This is a genomic window from Antarcticibacterium arcticum, from assembly GCF_007993795.1.
GTDB classification, from domain to species: Bacteria; Bacteroidota; Bacteroidia; order Flavobacteriales; family Flavobacteriaceae; genus Gillisia; species Gillisia arctica.
In genome coordinates this window covers 2,685,139-2,708,345 of the sequence record NZ_CP042476.1, presented here as the reverse complement: position 1 = coordinate 2,708,345, position 23,207 = coordinate 2,685,139, and the positions used below count along the sequence as shown (strand labels likewise).

The window sequence follows — 23,207 nt, the reverse complement described above, 5'->3', positions numbered from 1 at the left end:
ATAGATATGAAAAAAATTAGAAATATTTGTTTGATCCTTGCCGGTGTTTTTACACTCGCTGGGTGTGAAGATTACCTGGACGTAAATACTAATCCAAATGGTCCTGATGCGCTGCTACAACCTGAATTGTTCTTGCCACAAATACAGTCGGAACTGGCAGTAGCAGTCCAATGGGATGGAAGATTTACCGGATTTTATACCCAAAACTGGGCTTATACTTCGGGTGCTTCCTATTCACTTAACTTACATGCAAATCCGCCAAACAGCGATTTTTACGCCCAATTATGGCGTGCTGTTTACTGGAGCATGGGTTATAACCTGTCTGATATGATTGAGAGCGGTGAAAGGAATGAGAAGTATGATTTTGTAGGGGTTGGTCATATCCTGCGGGCGTATGGTTGGCAAATGCTCACAGATTACCACGGGCCCGTTATTGTAACTCAGGCCTTTGATGCTGATAGAAGGGTTTTTGATTATGATGAGCAGGAGGTAGTGTATGCAGAAATTGAAAGATTACTTCTCCTGGGAATAGAAAATCTTGAAAGAACTGATGGCCTTAGTCCGGAGGATTCCGGATTAATGGAGGCAGACCTTATTTATAACGGCGATCGGGAGAAATGGAAAAGATTTGCCTATGGGTTGCTTGCCATTAGCAAACATAGACTCACCAATAAGAGCTTTTATGATGCGCAGGAGGTAATTGGGTACGTAGATCAGGCACTGCAAAGCAATGCGGATAATGCGATGATACGCTTTGAAGGAACGGTAAGCGCCAATACCAATTTCTTTGGACCACTAAGAGGAAATATTAATTTTTACCGTCAAACCAAATTTATTGTAGGGCTGTTGGATGGAACTAATCCTGAATTGACAGATCCGGCGTTGGAAGGAGTTGATCCGGTATTCGAGGGTCAACATTTAAAGGATCCACGATTAGCGGCTATGCTCGCACCTGCACCAGACGGAGAGTATCGTGGGATTTCTCCGGAAATAGGAATTAGTGAATATGCTGCAGAGCAGGTTCCCAATAACCTTTGGGGGAATACCGGAAGCCTGAATACAACCCCAAATCCACAGATTTACTTTTTTAATAACAGCGAGAGATTTCCATTGATGACTTATTCCCAGCTTCAGTTTATTAAATCTGAAGCCGCTCTCTTATCTGGTCAAAAAGAGTTAGCCTTAACTGCCTATAAAGAAGGGGTGGAAGGACATCTTGATTTTGCACGTCAATATGCACCAGATCCTGCCACCTATGACCAGAGAAGAGTTCTGTACGAAGCAAGCGAGGAATATTTCCCTTCTTCCGCAGAGGATCTCACCTTATCCAAAATTATGCTTCAAAAATATATCGCGACCTGGGGCTGGGGGTTCTTTGAAACATGGAGTGATATGAGAAGATATCATTATGACAAGGATGTCTCCGATGAAGAAGCCGTTTATAAAGGGTTTTCGTTACCAGATCCTTTATACGTAGATAATAATGGCGAACCGGCCTATAGAGCAAGACCAAGATTTAATTCTGAATACATGTGGAATCAGGCAGCGCTTCGCGAATTAAATGCTTTTGAGTTAGATTACCATACCTATGAAACCTGGTTTAGTAAACCCGAATAAACTTAAATTATGAAAAATATTATAAATAGAATTATTCTTATAATAGCAGCTGGCCTGGTTCTCACCGGTTGTGAGGAAAATGCCATCCCTGAACTTACGGTACCTCTTACGGGGGAGATGACAAAAGCAAAGTTCTTTTTTCATTCTGATGATGCTCCACCGGCAAACTTTTATTTTGGAGATACAAAAGTTACGGCCGCAGGTTCCACAACGGCAGGAGATCCTCAGGGGTCAGCATATAGGGCAGTTTATCCTGCAAATGCTTACGCTGTTATTCCTTCCGGCAACACAAATATTAGGGTGTTAGATTTAGAGATGAATGAACTGGCAGCTACCCAGGCCTCATTAAATTCAGGATCCAACTACTCTGTATATTTAGTGGGTAATGAAGGGAATCATGAAGTTTTTGTAATGGAAGATGTACTTCCCGCAGATGATAATGTTAAGATCTACTGGAGATTTGTGCATACGATGGCGAATGTTCCTTTTACTGTAGATGTGTACGCCGTACGGGCTGCAGTACCTGCTACCGAAACTTCGGCTGCTCAACCTGCAAGGGTAGTTTTGCTGGGATCTGATATAGATTTCAAAGAAGGTGGTGAGTATGTAGAGCTGGAACCGGGAAATTACACGTTTAAGGTTTTCAATTCCACTATAGATTATGACCCTTTGACCTCAACCCCTTTCATTCAACATTCAGTAAATGTGGGTACACTGGGAAGGACATACACTACCCAAATAAGAGGAACCTATTCAGACCCAATTGGAGGAGGAAAAATAGATTTCTGGAGAGACCGTTAAAAGTATGGCCTGTAATTATAAATAAAGAGGAAGAGGCACATTTGTGGCTCTTTCTCTTTTATCTTTATGCCCAAATTCCAAAGGTTTATTCAACTCAATAATTCATCCAAGCGCTATGCCATTTAAAGTAAAAACCCTTACTGCACTTTTTATTCTCTTTCTATTTATCACAGCTTGTTCTTCATTAAAAAAAGCTGAAGACACACCGCCACCACCCACAGCCGAGATCCCTGCTGAAACTCTGCCGGAAATTCCGGATGTTGAGGTAGAAGAGGCACCCACGGTGAGCCCGTTACCTGCTCCTGCCCCGGAACCCGATGAAATTAAGGATTACATTACAAGGCCCAAAACCCCGGTAATGAAAGAATTTCGTGCGGCCTGGGTGGCTACGGTTGCCAATATTAACTGGCCAAGCAAAGCCGGTCTAAGTACAGCAGATCAACAAAAGGAAGCGATCCAGCTTCTGGATTATCTTAAAGCACATAATTTTAATGCAGTGATCTTCCAGGTAAGACCCCAGGCAGATGCATTATACCAAAGTGATCTTGAACCCTGGTCTTATTTCCTTACCGGGCAGCAGGGAAAAGCCCCAGAGCCTTACTACGACCCATTAAATTTCTGGATTAAGGAAGCGCATGATCGTGGAATAGAAATGCACGTATGGCTCAACCCTTATCGCGCGCACCATACTACAAAAGGAGAAATAAACCCAAAATCCATCATTAAAACCAATCCGGAACTGGTTGTTAAACTAAAGAACGGGTACTGGTGGATGGATCCTTCTTTAAAAGGCACGCAGGATCATTCTGTAGCAGTGGTGATGGACCTGGTAAAGCGCTATGATATTGATGGAGTACATTTTGATGACTACTTCTATCCCTATGCCTCCTATAACAATAATGAAGATTTTCCAGACCACGTGAGTTGGAAGGCATATCAGGCAAAGGGAGGGAAACTTTCCCGGGCAGACTGGAGGAGAGAGAGCGTAAATGTTTTTATTGAGAGACTGTATCGTGAGATAAAAGCTGAAAAGCCGAAAGTGAAATTTGGGCTTAGCCCATTTGGGATATGGAGACCGGGATATCCCGAATCAATTGCCGGGATGGACCAGTACAATGAATTATATGCCGATGCCAAACTCTGGCTTAACAAGGGCTGGATAGATTATTATACCCCGCAGCTTTACTGGAAAATTGCCCAGGCACCTCAAAGTTTTCCCGTTTTACTGGGATGGTGGGCTGGTGAAAACACCAAGAACAGGCATTTATGGCCGGGAATGAATGTGGGTCTTGGAGGTGATGAAAAGAACAGCACCGAAATTATCAACCAGATCATGATCACAAGGGGTATGTTACCTGATAGTAAAGGCGCAGTGCACTGGAGCATTGGGCCATTGATCAAGCACCCAGAACTTTCAAAGGCCCTGGTAGAAGGTCCTTATAAAACTCAGGCGCTTGTTCCTTCAAGCCCCTGGTTGGATTCTGATATTCCTGCTGTGCCCATAGTCGCATCTCAAACCGTGGGAAATAAACTCAATGTAACCTGGCAGCACAATAATGCTCAGGATGTTTTTAGATGGGTGGTGTATTATAAATACAATAACGGGCCCTGGCAATATAAGATCGTAAGCAAGAATGACCGCTCCATTGAGCTTCCGAGAGTTCAGGAAGGAAAAACGGCCACTATAAGTCATATAGCAGTAACAGCAGTGAACCGAAGCGGGAATGAGAGTGATCTAAAAGAGATCAGAATTAAGTAAAAACCATAGCAAATGAGTCCTACGCTTGTATTTGGCGTCATAGCTGCCTATTTTATTTTATTACTGGTAATAAGTTATTTTACATCACGAAAGGCAGATAATAACACCTTTTTTACGGCAGATAAGCAATCCCCGTGGTTCCTGGTAGCCTTCGGGATGGTGGGGGCAACACTTTCAGGAGTCACGTTTATATCAGTACCGGGCGAAGTGGGGAATACCAACTGGACCTACCTCCAGTTTGTGATGGGTAATATGGTGGGATACGCAGTAATCGCCCTGGTTTTAATTCCTCTGTTTTACCGCCTAAAACTGGTGTCGATCTATGAATATCTCCGGGATAGATTTGGGCAAAATTCCTACCTGTCTGGCGCCTCATTCTTTCTTATATCACAAACTATAGGTGCATCTTTCAGATTATTCCTGGCTGCGCTGGTACTACAACTTGCATTTTTCGATGCTTTTGGAATCCCCTTTTATGTAACGGTGCTAACCAACATCGCATTGATCTGGTTGTACACTTTCCGGGGAGGAATTAAAACCATTGTTTGGACAGATACCCTGCAAACAACCTTTCTGTTGCTTGCGGTAGTGGTAAGTATCATTATGATCATTAATCACCTGGACCTTAGTGTGCCTCAGGTGTTTACTGTGGTAACGGAAAGCGACCTATCGACAATTTTTGAGTGGGACTGGCGGTCCGGGCAGAACTTTTTTAAGACCTTTCTCGCAGGGATATTTATTACAATTGCGATGAATGGTCTTGATCAGAACATTATGCAAAAGAACCTTACTATTAGCAACACAGGGGATGCTCAAAAGAACATTCTCTGGTTCTCTATTACATTCTTTATAGCAACCGTACTTTTTCTCTCTCTGGGGGTGCTTCTCTATGAATATGCAACTACACAAGGTATTGCCCTTCCCGGTAGATCAGATGAACTGTATCCTATGCTGGCGCTTAATCATTTTGGGGCTGTAGCAGGAATAGTATTTTTGCTGGGTATTATTGCCGCTGCATTTTCCAGTGCAGATTCCGCGCTTACCGCTCTTACTACCTCTTTCTGCGTAGATATCCTTGGTCTTAAAAGGAAAGAACACAAAAACCAGAACAGGACAAGAATGCTGGTTCACATAGGTTTTACCATATTAATGTTCTTTGTCATCATAATTTTTAGCAGCTTGAATGACAGCAGTGTGGTTAGCGCTGTATTTAAGGTCGCCGGATTTACCTACGGGCCATTATTGGGATTATTTGCTTTCGGGTTGCTGTCAAAACGAACTGTCAATGACAAATTTGTTCCATTTGTGGTTATATTATCACCGGTAATTTCGATCATACTTGACTATAATTCTGAAGCCTGGTTAAACGGCTATAAATTCGGATTTGAAATATTGATAGTGAATGCAGCCATTACCTGTCTTGGGTTATTTTTGCTAAAAGGCAATGGAAAAAATGAAAGATTAAATGAAGCTGAAAACCTATAAATATAAATTAGAATTAAAGAACACCTTTCGCATAAGTCATACTGCGCGTGATTTTCAGGAGACGTTGATCGTGGAACTTTCAGATGGAGGATTCACAGGTTACGGCGAAGCAGCAGCTACTTCCTATTACGGGGTTGATGTGGAAAGTATGAGCGCTACGATCAAAGCGATGGAACCTTTGATCGCTGAAAATATTCACAAAACCCCTGAAGAACTCTGGGAAATTACCAATCCGCATTTTAAAGGAAATTCCTTTGCGCAATGCGCCCTGGATATAGCAATGCACGATCTTCACGGAAAAAGAAATGGCCAGCCTCTATATAAAATGTGGGGTTTGGAATTGAAAGATCTGCCTCTTTCCAATTATACTATCGGGATCGATACGGTTGAGATAATGGTACAGAAAATAAAAGAATTTCCCTGGCCCCTGTACAAGATCAAACTTGGAACAGATGAGGATGTTGAGATCATAAAGGAACTTCGGAAACATACAAACGCTATCTTCAGGGTAGATGCCAATTGCGCCTGGACTGCAGAACAAACTATTGAATACGCTCCAATAATGAAGGAGCTGGGCGTGGAATTCCTCGAACAACCATTGCCCGCCAATGATCTGGAAGGAATGGCAAAGGTTTTGCAGCATTCGGTTCTACCGGTGATTGCAGATGAAAGCTGTATCAATGAAAGCGATGTAAAGAAATGTGCCGATTATTTTCACGGGGTAAATGTTAAGCTTACCAAATGTGGCGGACTCACACCCGGCAGAAGGATGATCGCTGAAGCCCGGGAGCTTGGTATGAAAGTGATGGTAGGCTGTATGACAGAATCTACGGTGGGATTATCGGCCATTGGCCACTTATTGCCTTTATTGGATTATGTTGATATGGATGGCGGAATGCTGATTAAGAACGATATAGCCGATGGCGTAAAGGTTTATGACGGGAAAACCCATTTCCCCAACCGAAACGGCACTGGTGCAGAATTGCTTATTATTAAAGAAGAATTAAAGAATGCATAATATGAAAAGAACAGGAATTTTAAAATTTTGGGCCCTCGGACTAATATTATTGTCTGTTTCCTGCAAAACTGCAGATGTAAATACCACAAGTAACACAACCGCCCAGGCTCCGGTTGTAAACGCTTCTGAACAATATATCAAAGCTGTGAAATCTGAATACGCTCCCGATGGCAGAGTTGCTTTATTTGATGTAGAATCAACTAACCACAATGGCACGTATATTTTAAAAGGAGAGTCTAACCTCCCTGAGGCGGTGAGTGATCTGAAACAAAGACTCAAAGCTCAAAATATTGCTTTTACAGATAGTATTGCGATGCTGCCTTCAGCTGAAATGGCGGGGAATACCAAAGGGGTTATTAAGATCTCTGTTGCCAATCTAAGGTCAAAGCCCTCACATTCCTCTGAGCTTGTTACACAGGCAATACTTGGAACACCTGTAAAGGTTTACAAGAAAGACGGGGGCTGGTATTACATCCAGACTCCTGAAGGTTACCTGGCGTGGGTGGATTACGGCGGAGTAACACCTTTTTCAAATAATGATCTCTCTAAATGGAAAGCGGCAGATAAGGTGATCTACCTTGAAACTTTCGGCTTTGCTTATGAAAGTGCAAATAAAGAATCCCAGGTGGTATCAGATCTTGTGGCTGGAAACATCCTGGAGTTGGTAACAGAGGAAAACGGGTTTTATAAAGTAAAGTATCCTCACGGAAAGGTTGGATATATTGAGCAATCAAAGGCGCAGCCTTATGAGCAATGGCTTTCAGCTTTAAAACCTTCCGGAGAGAGCCTTGTTGAAACTTCTAAATCATTGATGGGAATTCCTTACCTGTGGGGAGGAACTTCAGCCAAAGGCGTGGATTGCAGCGGTTATACCAAAACAATTTTCTTCCTAAACGGAATTATCATTCCTCGTGATGCTTCTCAACAGATCCACACCGGAATTGAAGTCGACACCGAAAGAAATTTTGAAAACCTGATACCGGGAGATCTTTTATTCTTCGGAAGGAAAGCAACCAACAACACCACCGAGAGAGTTATACACGTAGGTATGTGGATTGGCGATAACAAATTTATCCATTCGATGGGGGATGTGCATATAAGCAATATGGATCCCAATGCCGAAGATTTTGACGAATACAACTACAACCGGTATTTGAGAACCAAAAGGGTTTTAGGCCAGGAAGATGAAAAATTGATACAGCTTACCCAAAGTGATCTTTTTTGGGAAAAGAGTAAATAGGTTAATTTGTTGTAGGTTGTAAGTTGTAAGGGTTGTGGGCTTAAACCTTGGAAGGTAGAAGGTGAGATCCCATATTGAGGTCTTCCCGGGGAGTCCATTGCATTTGTAACTGCTGAGCTGAAATGGAGCTTGCCAAAACCACCATTAAAAGAATAAACAAAACTACCGGCTTATACATCTTAAAAAACTATTAGGAATTTTTAATAGAGCAGATATTTTTCCCTTTCCTTTCTAAAACTATCTTCAGCTTCATCCCATTCCCTTACGATTTGCTCCGGGGAAACGCCGGCCTGTAATTTTTCTCTCACATTTGTAGTTCCCAACAAACCATCCATCCTGGCATTACGCCATTCAAATTTATCCGGATATAATTCCAGCAAAGCGTGAAGGATATAAACCCCGGCTTTAGCCGATTCCAGCTTATCGCGGTCCGTAATAATGATCTCAACACCTTCTACCTTTTCTCCCATAAATTTAGGCGGATAGATCTTGATGCCGTCAACAATACTGTCCGGCACAAAGGTTTTTGGTTGAAATTTTAATCCCTGCAGATTATAGGAATTTAATTTTTCGGCTAATTTCTCTCCGTCTACCCAGGGAGCCCCTAAAACCTCAAAAGGCTCCATTGTACCTCGTGCTTCAGAATAATTTGTGCCTTCCAGTAAGCAGGCTGCAGGATACAAAATCGCAGTTTTTAAATTCAGCATATTTGGGGAAGGCTTCACCCACGGAAGCCCGGTGTGGTCATACCACTGGTCCCGTTCATAATTTTTCAATGGAATCACCGTGAGTTTTGCCGCCGGTAGTCCTTTTTCCTTTCGTTCCCCGTTAAACATTTTAGCAAGCTCCCCAACCGTCATTCCGTGAGCGATGGGAATATTCCCTATCCCCGATGCCGATTCCAAAGGTTTACCCATTGGTCCGTCAACATATGTACCGGTAATTGGGTTTGGTCTGTCAAGAATAATATAGGGAACTCCTTCTTCCGCTGCCGCTTCAAGGACGTTCAGCATTGTTTTGATATAGGTATAGTACCGTGCCCCGATATCCTGAATGTCAAAAACCAGCACATCTACCTTTTTCAGCATTTCCTTTGTTGGTTTACGCACCTTTCCATAGAGAGAGATTATAGGTAAACCTGTTTTTTTGTCTACCCCATCTGCCACGTGGGTATCCTCTTCCCCTCGCAGTCCGTGTTCCGGGCCAAAAAGCAAAGTTAATTTTACATCTTTATGATCATTTAAAAGATCAATCAAATGGGTGCCATCAGGTAGAAGTCCCGTGTGGTTTGTCACCAGGCCTACACATTTGCCTTTGATAAGGTTTAAATATTCGGGAGAGAATAGTTGTTCAGCGCCTATTTTGACCCTGGAATTCTCAAGATCTTCAACCTTTTCCCAAAGCTGCGGGATCAAAATATCGAGATTTTCACCGGGACAGGTGGTTTCTGCCTGGTCTTTATGTCCCGTAATTCCTTCCGCGGTAATTTTATATTTTTTAGCCAGGGCAAATACCAGTTGTTCCAGTTTCTCATACTGGATGTCTTTGACTTCTTCTTTATTAAAGTTTCCCTCCACCACGATAAGGGCGTGGCCGTTGAGGTCATAATCTGTGTTGGAATCTCCCTGATACTGGATCTCTCTTCCCTCAACCACGATTCCGTCAACAGTAATATAATAATGATAAGGTACATCTGGCCAGGGCTTTTTAGGAGTTACACCGTCACCTAAAACACCTTCGGTATAAGAAAATCTTTGCAGCGCCTGAAGTTTTTCAGCAGCCGAACGGTTGGGGTTTTGGTTTGTCCCGGTATGGTGAATTGTAATATACCTGGGGATATGCCATTTCATACCCTCTTTTGCAGGTTGAGCCTGCCATTCTTCCCTGGACAATATTTCCATTTCTTCCAGATCCTGGGAATAAAGCGGGGAACAGACCAGGAAAATGGTCACGAAAAATAGAAGGTATTTGGACATTGCGGCAGGTGTTACATATATTTCTTGTAAAGATTATTCAAAACACGAAGGTCATAATCGGTTAAAGTTCCATTGACTTCAGTTTGTATAAAATGCAGCTTAAAGGCCTTGATCGCAGCATCAAGGTTGCTTGTATCATAACCAATGATTCTTAAGGCAATCTCCGGGGATACTTCCAACGGGGAATTTTCAGCAATTTTAGTGTTGGGTGAAAGTTCGTTTTCTGAAACTTCTATGCTAAGATCGCCTCCGGGGCGACCGTCTATAGTAATTTGTGGCGTTACCGCAGGTTCTTCATACCATAAGCCAAAACCTTCTTCAGCCAGCAATTTCCAGGGAAATGTGGGGTTAGGGTCTACTTTTCTTGAAGGCGCAATATCTGAATGGCCAATAAAATTGGCATCCGGGATCTTGTGTCTCTCTTTTAAAACCTTTAAAAGTTCCATTAGACTATTAATTTGCAATGGAGAAAATTCCTCAAATCCATTATTATCCAGTTCTATTCCTATGGATGAAGAATTAATGTCTGATGAATTTCCCCATTTTCCCGCTCCCGCGTGCCATGCACGGTAATAATCGTTGAGCATTTGGTACACCTTCCCGTCTCTTCCAATAACATAATGCGAACTCACCTGCGTCCTTGGCAAGGTGAAGGTTTTAAGGGTGTGGTCTGTAGAATTCTGGGCCGTATGATGTATGATCACATAATTTGGTTTTCTAAGGTTGAAATTTGTTGTTCCGGCCTGGTGTTCTCCAAAATTAAGCATTTGAGCCCCCGCATCCATTTGAGGGGGGAATTCCTGCAGTTGTTTAGCGTACATTTTGGTTTGTTGCTTGTGTACCCTGTTGGTTTTAGAATATGGATTTGAAGAGCAGGATACCAATATTCCTGATGTGAGGACTATTAACAGATAAATTCTTAATGTTTTCATTTCACTCCAGATTAATTTAAAATTTCCAGCGTACAAAGGCTTCCATGGCTTCGTAATTTGCCAATCCCAACTGATGATAATTTTCTGCCGTCTCCCTGTTGCGCTGTTCTGCGCGCACCCAGAACTCCCTTTGATCGTCCCCGGGGAAAACGGGCCGGTCTTTTTGCGACTGATGTTGAAAAATTGCATTTCTCTTTTTATGAACTTCCATAGGGGATAAGGGTACCGCCATTTCAATCTCATGGGTTTCAAATTCATCCCATGCACCCCGGTACATCCACAGCCAGCAATCTTTTGTCCATTCCTCAGATTTCCTGAGCCTGTTCATTGCTTCCAGGATTATCCTGAAACAAACAATATGAGTACCGTGAGGATCGGCAAAATCCCCGGCTGCAAAGATCTGGTGCGGCTTGATTTTTTGAAGAAGTTCCATGGTTATTTCAACATCAACTTCTTTAACCGGATTTTTCTCGGTTTTTCCCGTTTCATAGAACGGTAATGCCATGAAATGAATGTTTTTATCTTTAAGGCCGGCATACCGGGCTCCTGCAAAAGCTTCAGATTTTCTAATGAAGGCTTTCACATCCCTTATTTCCTCAAGATCTATTTCATTGGGTTGTTTGGTATTCAAAAAGGTTCTCATATTCTCATAGATCTCTTCCAGTTTCTTTGTATCCTGCCCGATACTCTGATTAAAATCTATGGCAAATTCAACATATCGCAATACATCGGTATCCCAAACAGCGGTATTTCCCGATGTTTGATAGGCTACGTGCACATCGTGTCCCTGATCTACAAGCCTTATAAAGGTGCCTCCCATAGAGATAACGTCATCATCCGGATGCGGGGAGAAAATAAGGGAGCGCTTTTGCGAAGGTTTTGCCCTCTCAGGACGCTGGGAATCGTCTGCATTGGGTTTTCCACCTGGCCAGCCGGTTATGCTATGCTGTAATTTGTTAAAAACATGAATGTTTATATCATAGGCAGGGCCACGCTCGGTAACAAGCTGGGCCATTCCGTGGGCATTATAATCTTCATCTGTAAGCTTCAGGATGGGTTTTTTAATTTCTGAAGATAACCAGATCACAGCCTTTTTAATGAGGGCTTCATCCCAGTTACAATCTTTTACCAGCCACGGGGTATTAAATCTTGTCAATTCTGAAGCAGCGTCCTCATCCAGGACAAATTTTACGTTTTCTGAAAGTTGTAAGTATGTAGCAGGAACACTTCCGGAGATCTCACCTTCAACGGCTTTCTTTATAATTGAAGCCTTTTTCCGGCTCCAGGCCATAAGAATTATTTCCCTCGCCTTGAAAATGGTACCAATTCCCATGGTGATGGCTTTGGTAGGAACATTCTCTTTTCCGCCAAAATCCCTGGATGCATCTCTTCGCGTAAGGTCATCTAAGGTTACAAGCCTGGTTCCCGAATTGGGAGCTGATCCCGGTTCATTGAACCCAATATGTCCGGTTCTTCCTATTCCCAGTATCTGGAGGTCAAGGCCTCCCATTTCTTCTATTTTTTGTTCGTATGCCAGGCAGTAGGGAGCAATATCTTCAGGGGCAAGAGTGCCATCTGGAATATGGATATTTTTTCGGTCTATATCTATATGGTTGAATAGATTTTCATCCATAAAGGCCACATAGCTTTGTTTTGAATCGGGCTGCATGGGGTAATACTCATCCAGGTTAAAAGTGACCACATTTTTAAAGCTCAGGCCTTCTTCGCGGTGCATTTTCACCAGCCGGGCATACACATCTACAGGTGTTGCACCTGTGGCCAACCCCAGGACGGCCGGTTTTCCCAGCGATTGTTTTTTTCTTATAATATCTGCAACATACTTTGCGACTTTATCTGCAGCCTCAAATTCATCTGGGTATACTGTTACCGGAAGTTTCTCAAATCTTGTTTCTTCAAGCAGGTTTAATCTGGCCATAGCAATAGGTAATTCTGGGGTTTTTTAATTGATCTCTGATTTTGCCAGTGCGAGCTGACTTTTAAATACATTATTAACAACAGCAACTGTAGAACCTAGTAAACTGGAATTTGGACCAAGTTCAGAAAGGGAAATTGTGGTTCTCTCCTTAAGCTGTATCATACAGTAAGTGTTGATAGATTGTTGGATTGGGGTGGTTATAAACTGTTTGGCTTCGGCAATTTTTCCTTCCAGAATGATCAATTCGGGATTGAATATCTGGATAAGGATCGCGATCCCTTTCCCCAGATTGATCCCTATTTCTGAAATAACATTGATCGCAAACTGGTCGCCACGATTGGCCGCTTCTATTATGAGTTCCGGTTCTAAATTATCAAAATCATTATTTGTCATATTTCGCAAAACCGAGGTTTGGCCTTCCTGCAGCCCATCTTTTGCTTTTTCAACCAGGGCAATTCCCGAGGCCACTGTTTCCAAACAGCCGCGTTTACCACAATGGCATAGTTTCCCGTTCTCCACCATTGGAATATGGCCAAATTCCCCTGCAAAGCCCGAGGTTCCTGAATGCATTTTACGATCCATGATAATTCCAAGGCCCACTCCCCAATCCATGGAGATTACCAGAACGTCGCTTTTATTCTTTGCCTGGCCAAACCTAAACTCGGCTAAACAAGCGCTCTTGGCATCATTTAAAATATAAACGGGTTTATTGAATTGTTTTTTTAGGGCTGCCTGAAGGGATTCTGATTCCTGCCCTGTTAAGAAATAAGTAAAGTTTTTACCTTCTTTTGATGATACCAGACCCGGCATGCTTATACCAATACCCAGTAATTTTCCGGTGTCTATTTGTGAGGTTTCTATAAGATTTTGAGCATAATCAAAAAGGAAATCTACAATATTCACATTGGGAGAGATTTTGGAAGGGATGCTCTCTTCCACTACAATGGTATGCGTATTATCTACAATGGCAAGTTTGATCTTATATCGCTCAATATGTATACTTAGCACAAAAAATGTATTTTTATGCAAGCCATAAAGATCCGGCTTTCTTCCACCAACAGATTCCCCCCTACCTCTTTTTTCAACAATTTCGGTACTTATTAATTGATTAATGAGTGCCATTGAGGTTGGCAGGCTCAAATTAAAGGTTTGACATATCTCGGCATTTGTATTGGCACTGTTCATATAAAGGTGTCGAATGATCTTAATTTTTTGCAGATGCTTTTTTCTCTCTACATTACTTATATCATTAAACGCCTCTTTGCTAAGAAGGAAATTATGTAAAACCTGTGCCATAGAATATTTTTTATTTAGAATTTAGTTAAAATAGTTTCACAAAATACTAATAATATTTTCACTAAAAATAGGTAAAAAAATAATCCTGAAATATACTTTATCAAAAATTTTATAAAAGATTGGATATTTAATTAAAATTTATATTTTTATACTGTGGCCGTGAGGGGTTTATTTTAACAAGCCTTGACATTTTGCCATCTATTATGTATGGCAGAATTAAAAGAAAGATACCTGGCATTGGATGTTTTAAGAGGATTAACCATTGCTTTAATGATCCTTGTGAACACTCCGGGCAGCTGGGCTACCATATATGCCCCTTTTAAGCATGCGCCCTGGCATGGTTTCACTATTACAGATCTTGTTTTCCCATCTTTTTTATTTGCAGTGGGAAATGCTATGAGTTTCAGCCTTAAAAAATATGCGGAACGAGGTAATCCGGCCTTCTTAAAAAAGATCCTGAAAAGAACTTTGCTCATTTTTCTAATTGGCCTGTTTTTAAGTGCCTTTCCCTTCTTTTACCGTGATGCTGCAGGGGACTTTGCCCTAAGGAATTTTGAGAATATGCGCATTATGGGGGTATTACAACGTATTGCACTGGCTTATTGTCTCGCTGCCTTTATAATTCATTTTCTAAAAATGAGAGCTGCCATCTTTATAAGTTTTTTCATCCTTTTTGGGTATTGGGGAATTCTCTATTATTTTGGAGATGGGAATGACCCTTATAGTCTTACAGGCAATGCAGCCCTAAAATTTGACCTTTCCGTTTTGAGGCCCGAAAACCTTTGGCAGGGCTTTGGAATTCCATTTGATCCCGAAGGACTTTTAAGCACACTGCCTGCCGTTGTGAATGTTATTGCTGGTTATGTAGCCGGGGTGTTTATTCAACTTTCGGGAAATACATTTTCCACCATTTGGAAATTAACCGCCGTCGCAATAGTCCTTATAATAATGGCCCATACATGGGATATATGGTTCCCGGTTAATAAACCTTTGTGGACCAGTTCCTACGTACTATTAAGTGTAGGATGGGTACTTGTATTAATTGCCGTTTTGATCCTGATTATCGAGATCCTGAAACAGGTGTCCTGGACTTATTTCTTTGAAGTTTTTGGGCGTAATCCGCTTTTTATTTTCGTGCTTTCTGGCCTTGTGGTAAAGCTGATGAATATTATTTACATTAACGGGATTGCTTCAAAACTCTATATTTACAAAAATTATTTTCTAAGCTGGTTAACAGATTATAATGCCTCCCTGCTCTTTGCAACCTGTTTTATGTTGCTCATGTGGCTTATTGGCTATATAATGGATAAACAAAGGATTTACATTAAAGTTTAAGTAATGAATAAAATCACCTCCATCTTCCTTCTCTTTAGTATACTTATAACGGGAAACGTTTCTGCCCAGGCTACCGCACCGGTTACTCCGGAGTTTCTGCAATATGAAAACAGCAAATGGGTAGACTCCATAATGAAGACATTAAGTCCCGATGAACGAATTGCCCAACTAATCATGGTGGCGGCATATTCCAATCGGGGTGATGAGCATAGAAAGGAGATCCTTAAACTTATTAAGGAACAAAAAATTGGCGGGCTCATTTTTTTCCAGGGGGGTCCTGTGAGGCAGGTGCGGTTAATGAATGAATACCAGGCACACTCCAGGGTGCCACTTCTGGGCGCTATTGATGCGGAATGGGGTCTTGGGATGCGACTTGATACCACCATAAGCTATCCGTTTCAAATGGCGCTGGGAGCTATACAGGACGAGTCTCTTATTTATGATATGGGTGCCGAAATTGCAAGGCAAATAAAAAGAACAGGCTTACACCTCAATTTTGCACCCGTGCTTGATGTTAATAATAACCCCAATAATCCCGTGATAAATTACAGGTCTTTTGGCGAAGACAAGTATAATGTGACGAGCAAAGCCATTGCTTATATGAGAGGGATGCAAGACCATCAATTACTTACCACAGCAAAGCATTTCCCCGGCCATGGCGACACCGATACGGATTCTCATTATGCCCTGCCACAAATTAACCATTCCCGCGCCCGCCTGGATTCACTGGAACTATATCCCTTCCGGGAAGTAGTAAAAGCCGGAATAGGTGGTGTTATGGTGGCCCATCTCGATATTCCCGCACTGGATCCAACAGGGGTACCTTCTACCTTGTCAAAACCTATTATTACCCAGCTTTTAAAAGAAGAACTCGGCTTTCAGGGGCTTACAGTGACAGATGCTATGAATATGAAAGGCGTTACCGTAGGCAATGAACCCGGAATTGTAGATAAAGATGCCATTCTTGCAGGGAACGATCTGTTGGAATTTACTGAAGATGTCCCAAAAGCAATTCAGGAAATAAGAAAAGCAATTAATAAAGGGCTCATAAGTCAGGCTGAAATTGACAGAAGGTGTAGAAAGATCCTCGCCGTAAAATATTGGGTAGGCCTTAATAAATTTGAACCAACATCCCTTATAAATATTATCGAAGAGCTCAATACTCCCCGGGCTAATCACCTTAATAAAAAACTGGCCCGGGCTTCTATAACGGTGCTAAAAAATGAAAACAATATCCTCCCGGTTAAAAAATTACAGGGACTAAGGATCGCTTCCGTTTCAATAGGAGTTGAAGAACAAACCAATTTTCAAAAAACTCTTTCCCGGTACACCCGGGTTTCACATTTCAATCTTAAAAATGAAGGATCTGCCGGGGATATTCACACTCTAAAAAATGAGCTCGGTAATTTTGACCTGGTAATTGCCGGGATCCATGATGATAGTAAATTTCCCAGGAACACCCTTAAAATATCTGCGGAGGTTCAAAGCTTTCTAAAGGAACTTGTTTCAGAAAAAAATACCATAATAAGTTTGTTTAAAAACCCCTATGTGCTCGATAAACTTGAAAATATTGAAAAAGCAGCGGGGCTAATAGTTACCTATCAGGATACGCAAAATTACCAGGAACTTGCGGCCCAGCTTATATTTGGGGGGAGTGGTTCAAGTGGAAAACTTCCCGTAAGTGTGGGGGAAAAATTTAAAGTAGGAGAGGGTCTTGTGTTGGAAGATGGCTTACGGCTTTCTTATGCTATTCCTGAAGATGCGGGAATGGATTCCGGCATCCTGAATAAAAGAATAGATTCCCTTATGCAGGAAGCCATAAATGCAAAAGCAATTCCAGGAGGGCAGGTGTTGGTTGCCAGGAATCAAAAAATTGTTTTTCATAAAGCTTACGGAACGCAAGTGTACCATGACACAATTAAAGTAAAGAAAGAAGATCTTTACGATCTGGCATCGGTCACAAAGATCTCTGCATCTATGGCGGCGTTGATGAAATTGTATGATGAAGATAAGTTTCACCCCAATCAAACTCTTTCCAATCACTTACCGTCTTTTCGCAGATCCAATAAAGCCGAAATTCCCTATAGGGATATCTTAACGCACCAGGCAAGGTTCCAGCCATGGATCCCGTTCTGGAAAAACACCAAAAGAAAAAACGGATCTTATAAATGGGCAACTATAAAAAATGATTCTTCAGCAAGGTTTCCTATTAGGCTCACCAATACCATGTACCTGCACCGCAACTATCCAGATAAGATCGTAAAGGAAATAAGAAAATCTCCTCTAAGGGAAGAAAAGAAATACGTGTACTCAGATTTTTTTTTCATTCTGGCGCCCCGGGTTGTTGAGAGTCGCATAGATACTGATTTCTCCTCCTATTTAAAGGAAAGTTTTTATGAACCCCTGGGCGCAACTTCCCTTACTTTTAATCCGTTGGCTAAATTCCCAAAATCCCGGATTGTTCCTACAGAGGATGATTATAACTTCAGGCATGAAACTATTCACGGGACTGTGCATGATGAGGGTGCAATAATGATGGGCGGCGTATCGGGTCACGCCGGCTTGTTTGGGAATGCTTTTGACCTTGCTAAACTTTTACAAATGTACCTTAACAAGGGAGAGTATGGGGGCGTGAGATATATCAATGAAGAAACCATTGAGGAATTCACCCGCCGCCAGTTTCCTGATTCTGAAAATCACCGTGCGCTGGGATTTGACAAGCCTTATTACAATGAAAAGGGTGAAAGCCGAAATACCGCACAGGATGCGAGTGCATCGAGTTATGGCCACACCGGCTTTACCGGGATTATGGTTTGGATGGATCCAGAATATGACCTGCTGTATATATTTCTTTCAAACAGGGTCTCCCCAACAAGGGAGAATTCCCGGTTATACCGGCTCAATACCCGCACCCAGATCCACCAGGTGTTGTATGATGCCATAAAGAAATTCGGGGAATAATAGCCTTTTCGGGACATTGGTATTGAATTCCAAATAAATCATAGATTTCTTAACAGTTTTCAAAGAAATGCTATATTTGTTTGCAATCTTAATACTTAAAACAAGAACTGTAATTTTCCCCCATGAAGATAAATTACTATCCGTTGCCCCTGTTTTTTCTGGTTTTGTTCTCTTCATTTCAGGCTTATTCTCAAAATTCGGTTAAAGGTATAGTGCAGGACCAGGACAGGAACCCTGTGGTTTTTGCAAATGTGGTTTTATTAAATTCGGCAGATTCTACAACCGTTTACAGGGGAGCAGTTTCTAATGAGGCGGGGGAATACCTCTTCAAAAACATTGCCCCCAACGAGTATGTTTTATCTATAAGTTTTGTGGGCTATGAGAACTTTCTTAAAAAAGTTAAAGTAAATAGCGATGAGGATCTGGGGTTGGCAACCTTACAGGAGGATGCAGCTGGCCTGCAGGAAATTACCATTAATGCCAAAAAACCCAAGATCACGCGAAGTATAGACAGGATTATTTTTGATGTAGAAAATTCCACGCTTTCCAACGGAAATTCCTGGGATATTTTGAAGAAAACTCCCGGGGTTATAGTGAGCCAAAATCAGTTACTAGTACGAAATAACATAGTGGCTGTTTATATAAATGACAGGAAAGTGCACTTGTCTTCGTCAGAATTACAAACACTGCTTGAGAGTTACTCTGCTTCCAATATTAAATCTATTGAAGTGATTACCAATCCTCCTGCTCGATATGAGGCTGAAGGGGGTGCCATCCTTAATATTGTAACCAGTACCAATCTCACTCCGGGTTACAAGGGAAATATTAACGGGAATTATACTCAGGCCATTTATCCTAAATACCAGTTTGGTACCAGTCATTATTTTAAAAGTGAGAAACTAAATGTCTTTGCAAACTATAGTATAAGTCCCCTCAAGGAGTTTAAGAATGACGACAGCCATATCAACTTTATGAAGCCTAATGGCGATATTCTATCCCGCTGGAATACAGACTTTAACCGTACCACCACTTCACAGGCCCATAATGCCAACGTGAATCTTGATTATACTATAAATGCCCGCAATACCCTTAGCCTTTCGGCCAATGCGATGGTATCTCCAAACAAGCGATTTGACAATACGGTGGAAACGCACATTAGAAATCCCCAGTTTCAGCTGGATTCTTCCTTTGTAACCAGGAGCGGTCTGGAAAATGATGAAGAGAATATTGCGCTTAACTTAAAATATACCCATAAGTTAAAAAAGGAAGGAGCCCAGATCTCCTCCACCGTTCATTATACCAATTTTGGGCAGGAGCGGGTGCAGGATGTGATTTCAACCTATTTCTCCCCGCAGGAGGAAATAATTAACAGGATAAGTTTCATGACAGATGCCGCCCAGAACATCGATATTTTCACGGCGCAGGTAGATTATGAAACCCCGCTGGGAAGCACCAGTTTTGAATTGGGAGCAAAAGCTTCTATGATAGATTCTGAAAGCGGAATAGATTTTTTCAATACCGCCAACAATTCCAGGGAATTTGTAAACACCCTTTCAGACAATTTTTTATATGATGAAAAAATATATGCTGGATATACCAGTATAACCAAAGAATGGGAAAAATGGGCGATAAAAGCAGGGCTTCGTGGGGAGTATACAGATATTTCCGGGATCTCCAATTCTATGGGAGAGGTGAACAATCAAAATTATTTTGAATTGTTTCCCACCGCATATTTTCAGCATTCAATTTCTGAAGACCACGTGCTTACATTGGATTATGCCCGGAGAATTGCCCGGCCCAAATATGAAAGCCTGAACCCATTCCGGTATTTTCTGAATGAAAATAATTTTAATGCGGGTAACCCAGATCTTAAAGCTGCGATAAGCAATAACTTCAACCTAAATTATTCGCTAAAGGGGCAATATTTCTTTGACTTTTATTACCAGGATACTGGAATTACACCATCTATATTGGCTTTTCAGGATAACGAAAACTTTAATATCAGGACAATTAGCGCCAATTTGGTTAACAGCAAAGCATATGGCCTTGACATATCTCATAGCAGGTCAATCACCAATTTCTGGTATGCCCAGGTATTCACTTCCTTTTTCCATGATGAAAACACTTTTCTGGCAGTAGAAAGCGGAAACTGGGAGGTAACAAATGAAGTAAACGGGATACAGGCTTACGTATATAATATTTTCACACTTTCCAGGGATGGCACGTTGGAAGGGAATTTATTCCTGATGCACGTGACAGATTATATTTCGGGTTCTTACCAGTTGGATCCTTTTACCACCTTTTCTATAGGTCTTAGAAAAACCCTGTGGAACAATCGAGCCGAACTTAGCCTTAATGTTGAAGACATCCTGAACACAACCAATACGCGGCTAACCTCCCGATATCTCAACCAGGATAACTCTTATTTTGCACAGGAAGAAACCCGTTTTGTGCGGGTAGGTTTCAAGTACAATTTTGGAAATTTCAGGTTAAGCGACAATCAGCGCAAGATCGAGGCGGCAGAACGCGACAGGATCTAGTGTATATTGTAATGTTGTATACGGCAATTCTTATAAAATCAACCAGCATTAAACCGTTGTAATTCTTCCCGACTTAAGATTAACAAAAAAACCTTATTTTTGCAGCCTTAAATAATTGATTGTGGCCAAAATAGGAAACATAGATGTAGGAGAATTTCCATTGCTGCTTGCGCCCATGGAAGATGTTAGTGACCCTCCTTTTCGCGCGTTGTGCAAGGAACAGGGTGCAGATGTAGTTTTTACTGAATTCATTTCTTCTGAAGGTCTTATTCGCGATGCGGCTAAGAGCGTGATGAAACTCGATATATACGAAAAAGAACGCCCGGTGGGCATTCAGATCTTTGGAGCCAACCTGGAATCCATGTTGGAATCTGTTGAGATCGTCGAGAGATCTGGGCCGGATATGATAGATATCAACTTCGGCTGCCCGGTGAAGAAGGTGGTTTCAAAAGGAGCAGGGGCCGGAATTCTGAAGGATATCGACCTTATGGTATCCCTTACAGCGGCGATGGTGAAACACACCAATCTACCAATAACCATAAAGACCAGACTTGGCTGGGACCAGGATTCTATTCGAATTGTTGAGGTAGCCGAAAGACTACAGGATGCCGGAGCAAAGGCAATTTCCATTCATGGAAGAACCCGCGCACAAATGTATAAAGGCTCTGCCGACTGGGCACCAATTGCCGAAGTAAAGAACAATTCCAGAATGCATATTCCGGTTTTTGGGAATGGCGATGTAGATACCCCGGAAAAGGCTGCAGAAATGCGGGATAAATACGGACTGGACGGTGCCATGATTGGGCGGGCCAGCATAGGTTATCCCTGGTTTTTCAGGGAAGTGAAGCATTTCTTTGCAACCGGAGAACATATGGCAGCACCTAGCCTTGATGAGCGCGTGGATGCCGCCCGCAGGCATTTACAAATGGCAATAGACTGGAAAGGTGAAAAACTTGGGGTATTTGAAACCCGAAGACATTATACCAACTATTTTAAAGGCATTCCTCATTTTAAAGAATTCAGGACAAAGATGGTAACCAGCGATGAGGCCGCAGATGTTTTTGCTGCTTTTGATGAGGTGGAAAAAGAATTTACCGGTTTTGAATTTGCCTAGGCAGTAAGGGCTTTTTTGCTTTGGCTTGCCGCAATATAGGACGCCAGAAGTCCCAGTGACCCAATTGTCAATAGTACCAACAGTATATTGATAAAGGTGATCTTCACAGGATAAGGCAAGCTTGGAGTGATCATTACCAGGTCATACTGTAACTGTAGATACACCACCAGCACTGCCGCCAGCAATCCAATAATTCCACCAACAACCGTCATAAGTGCCCCCTGCAGGAAAAAAATATTTTTAATGGCATTGGGGGAAGCACCCAGGCTGTGAAGGGTCTTAATATTTTCCCTTTTATCAAGAATCACCATGATTATAGATCCAATGACGTTAAAAAGTGCAATGATCACTACCAGCGTAAAGATGAGGTAAACGGCAAGGTTTTCTGTGTTCAGCATTTTATAAAGGGTTTCATTGAGCTGTGCACGGTTCCTGATAGTAATGTTTTGATCCAGAGCGGTAGCCAGAGCAGCACGAACAGCTTCGGGGTTGGAATTGGGGGAAAGCTTGATCTCGATGGCAGAGATCTGGTTCTCGTCAATTTCCAGTAAACTTCTTGCAAACGCTATATTCGAAAAAATATATTTGCTGTCCAGATCTTCATTAACACTGTAAATATCTGTTACAATTACATTCTCGCGGTTAAAAGCATCTGTGGGATTGGTAACCTGTCCTTTTCCCGGCCTTGGTACCATGATGCTAAGCAGGTCCTGGTAATCAAAAGTATTTAAAGAAAGCAGCCGTGCAATACCATTACCTGCAACTACCTGAAATTCGCTTTGCGCCAGCCAGGTTCCAAACACCAGGGAAGAATCTATATTATTTACTCTTCTGTAGTTGGGATCGACTCCTTTTATAAATGCAGTGTGCGTCTTGTTCTTATATTCCAGGAACACCCGTTCCTCCACAATTTCTGAAAAAGCCGCAATCCCCTCAATTTGCTCCAGTTTTGCTCTTTCTTCAGCTGTAATGTTCAGGGTTTTGCCGGTTTCAGGAAAAACCTTGAGATCGGGATCAAATTCGTTGGAAAAGGAAAGACTGAAATCTTTAAGTCCCGAAAAACCGGAAAGTACAATAAAGAGTGAGAAAGCTCCGGCAAATACACCTATGGCCGCAATAATGGTAATAATGTTTATTGCATTATTGCTGCTTTTGGAAAAGAGGTAGCGCCGGGCAATGTAAAGGGAAAAATTCACT

15 protein-coding genes are annotated in these 23,207 nt (G+C 41.9%); 10 read left to right on the top strand and 5 right to left on the bottom strand.

Annotation, left to right across the window (positions count from 1 at the left end; all coding sequences use genetic code 11):
- The first annotated feature begins 6 nt into the window (after positions 1–6).
- The 6 genes from FK178_RS12250 (at position 7) to FK178_RS12225 (ending at position 7,920) form a co-directional block, all read left to right on the top strand.
- Entirely contained in the window at positions 7–1,617 is a 1,611-nt protein-coding gene (locus tag FK178_RS12250) for a SusD/RagB family nutrient-binding outer membrane lipoprotein (protein WP_146835565.1), read from the top strand.
- Positions 1,618–1,626: 9 nt separating this feature from the next.
- A complete protein-coding gene (locus FK178_RS12245) occupies positions 1,627–2,418 on the top strand; it encodes a DUF4397 domain-containing protein (RefSeq protein ID WP_146835562.1) in 792 nt (263 codons plus the stop codon).
- Between the two features lie 115 nt (positions 2,419–2,533).
- Positions 2,534–4,177 carry a glycoside hydrolase family 10 protein gene (locus FK178_RS12240; protein ID WP_146835559.1) on the top strand — a complete coding sequence of 548 codons (1,644 nt, stop codon included), beginning with the start codon at positions 2,534–2,536 and terminating at the stop codon, positions 4,175–4,177.
- Positions 4,178–4,189: 12 nt separating this feature from the next.
- Positions 4,190–5,662, top strand: a complete 1,473-nt coding sequence (locus tag FK178_RS12235) for a sodium:solute symporter (RefSeq protein WP_146835556.1) — start codon at positions 4,190–4,192, stop codon at positions 5,660–5,662.
- Positions 5,643–6,680, top strand: coding sequence for a dipeptide epimerase (locus FK178_RS12230; protein ID WP_146835553.1), 1,038 nt, complete (start codon positions 5,643–5,645; stop codon positions 6,678–6,680). The genes FK178_RS12235 and FK178_RS12230 overlap by 20 nt, the downstream gene beginning before the upstream one ends.
- 1 nt (position 6,681) lies before the next feature.
- Positions 6,682–7,920 carry a C40 family peptidase gene (locus tag FK178_RS12225; protein ID WP_146835550.1) on the top strand — a complete coding sequence of 413 codons (1,239 nt, stop codon included), beginning with the start codon at positions 6,682–6,684 and terminating at the stop codon, positions 7,918–7,920.
- A gap of 200 nt (positions 7,921–8,120) precedes the next feature.
- Here the strand turns inward: FK178_RS12225 and FK178_RS12220 are convergent, their stop codons facing one another.
- From FK178_RS12220 to FK178_RS12205, 4 genes are read right to left on the bottom strand one after another with little or no spacing between them, the layout of a single operon-like run.
- The gene (locus tag FK178_RS12220; RefSeq protein WP_146835547.1) at positions 8,121–9,896 is read right to left on the bottom strand and encodes an exo-beta-N-acetylmuramidase NamZ domain-containing protein; all 1,776 of its coding nucleotides are present in this window, start codon (positions 9,894–9,896) and stop codon (positions 8,121–8,123) included.
- Between the two features lie 11 nt (positions 9,897–9,907).
- Positions 9,908–10,828 (bottom strand): N-acetylmuramoyl-L-alanine amidase, encoded by a 921-nt coding sequence (locus FK178_RS12215; protein ID WP_146835542.1) that lies wholly within the window; start codon positions 10,826–10,828, stop codon positions 9,908–9,910.
- A gap of 16 nt (positions 10,829–10,844) precedes the next feature.
- Positions 10,845–12,764, bottom strand: coding sequence for a glucosamine-6-phosphate deaminase (gene nagB, locus FK178_RS12210; RefSeq protein WP_146835539.1), 1,920 nt, complete (start codon positions 12,762–12,764; stop codon positions 10,845–10,847).
- A gap of 24 nt (positions 12,765–12,788) precedes the next feature.
- Positions 12,789–14,060: an ROK family protein gene (locus FK178_RS12205; protein WP_146835536.1), complete on the bottom strand. Its 1,272-nt coding sequence runs from the start codon at positions 14,058–14,060 to the stop codon at positions 12,789–12,791.
- A 207-nt stretch (positions 14,061–14,267) separates the two neighbouring features.
- On the opposite strand from FK178_RS12205, the gene FK178_RS12200 reads away from it, so the two are divergent.
- The 4 genes from FK178_RS12200 to dusB all read left to right on the top strand — a co-directional run bounded on the left by FK178_RS12200 (position 14,268) and on the right by dusB (position 22,010).
- On the top strand, positions 14,268–15,395 hold the full coding sequence (locus FK178_RS12200; protein ID WP_146835533.1) for an acyltransferase family protein: 1,128 nt from the start codon (positions 14,268–14,270) through the stop codon (positions 15,393–15,395).
- Between the two features lie 3 nt (positions 15,396–15,398).
- On the top strand, positions 15,399–18,356 hold the full coding sequence (locus FK178_RS12195; protein ID WP_146835530.1) for a glycoside hydrolase family 3 N-terminal domain-containing protein: 2,958 nt from the start codon (positions 15,399–15,401) through the stop codon (positions 18,354–18,356).
- Between the two features lie 122 nt (positions 18,357–18,478).
- Entirely contained in the window at positions 18,479–20,896 is a 2,418-nt protein-coding gene (locus tag FK178_RS12190; protein ID WP_146835528.1) for an outer membrane beta-barrel family protein, read from the top strand.
- Positions 20,897–21,017: 121 nt separating this feature from the next.
- Positions 21,018–22,010 (top strand): tRNA dihydrouridine synthase DusB, encoded by a 993-nt coding sequence (gene dusB / locus FK178_RS12185; protein ID WP_146835526.1) that lies wholly within the window; start codon positions 21,018–21,020, stop codon positions 22,008–22,010.
- Here dusB and FK178_RS12180 read toward each other — a convergent pair.
- Entirely contained in the window at positions 22,007–23,206 is a 1,200-nt protein-coding gene (locus tag FK178_RS12180) for an ABC transporter permease (RefSeq protein ID WP_146835523.1), read from the bottom strand. The two genes, dusB and FK178_RS12180, sit on opposite strands and share 4 nt — an antisense overlap.
- Between the last annotated feature and the right edge of the window lies 1 nt (position 23,207).

Coding starts and splice junctions, on each gene's coding strand:
- nagB (WP_146835539.1), bottom strand. CDS start 12,764: ATGGCCAGATTAAACCTGCTTGAAGAAACAAGATTTGAGAAACTTCCG.
- FK178_RS12225 (WP_146835550.1), top strand. CDS start 6,682: ATGAAAAGAACAGGAATTTTAAAATTTTGGGCCCTCGGACTAATATTA.
- FK178_RS12195 (WP_146835530.1), top strand. CDS start 15,399: ATGAATAAAATCACCTCCATCTTCCTTCTCTTTAGTATACTTATAACG.
- FK178_RS12220 (WP_146835547.1), bottom strand. CDS start 9,896: ATGTCCAAATACCTTCTATTTTTCGTGACCATTTTCCTGGTCTGTTCC.
- FK178_RS12205 (WP_146835536.1), bottom strand. CDS start 14,060: ATGGCACAGGTTTTACATAATTTCCTTCTTAGCAAAGAGGCGTTTAAT.
- FK178_RS12235 (WP_146835556.1), top strand. CDS start 4,190: ATGAGTCCTACGCTTGTATTTGGCGTCATAGCTGCCTATTTTATTTTA.
- FK178_RS12215 (WP_146835542.1), bottom strand. CDS start 10,828: ATGAAAACATTAAGAATTTATCTGTTAATAGTCCTCACATCAGGAATA.
- FK178_RS12200 (WP_146835533.1), top strand. CDS start 14,268: ATGGCAGAATTAAAAGAAAGATACCTGGCATTGGATGTTTTAAGAGGA.
- FK178_RS12245 (WP_146835562.1), top strand. CDS start 1,627: ATGAAAAATATTATAAATAGAATTATTCTTATAATAGCAGCTGGCCTG.
- FK178_RS12190 (WP_146835528.1), top strand. CDS start 18,479: ATGAAGATAAATTACTATCCGTTGCCCCTGTTTTTTCTGGTTTTGTTC.
- FK178_RS12250 (WP_146835565.1), top strand. CDS start 7: ATGAAAAAAATTAGAAATATTTGTTTGATCCTTGCCGGTGTTTTTACA.
- FK178_RS12240 (WP_146835559.1), top strand. CDS start 2,534: ATGCCATTTAAAGTAAAAACCCTTACTGCACTTTTTATTCTCTTTCTA.
- FK178_RS12230 (WP_146835553.1), top strand. CDS start 5,643: ATGAAGCTGAAAACCTATAAATATAAATTAGAATTAAAGAACACCTTT.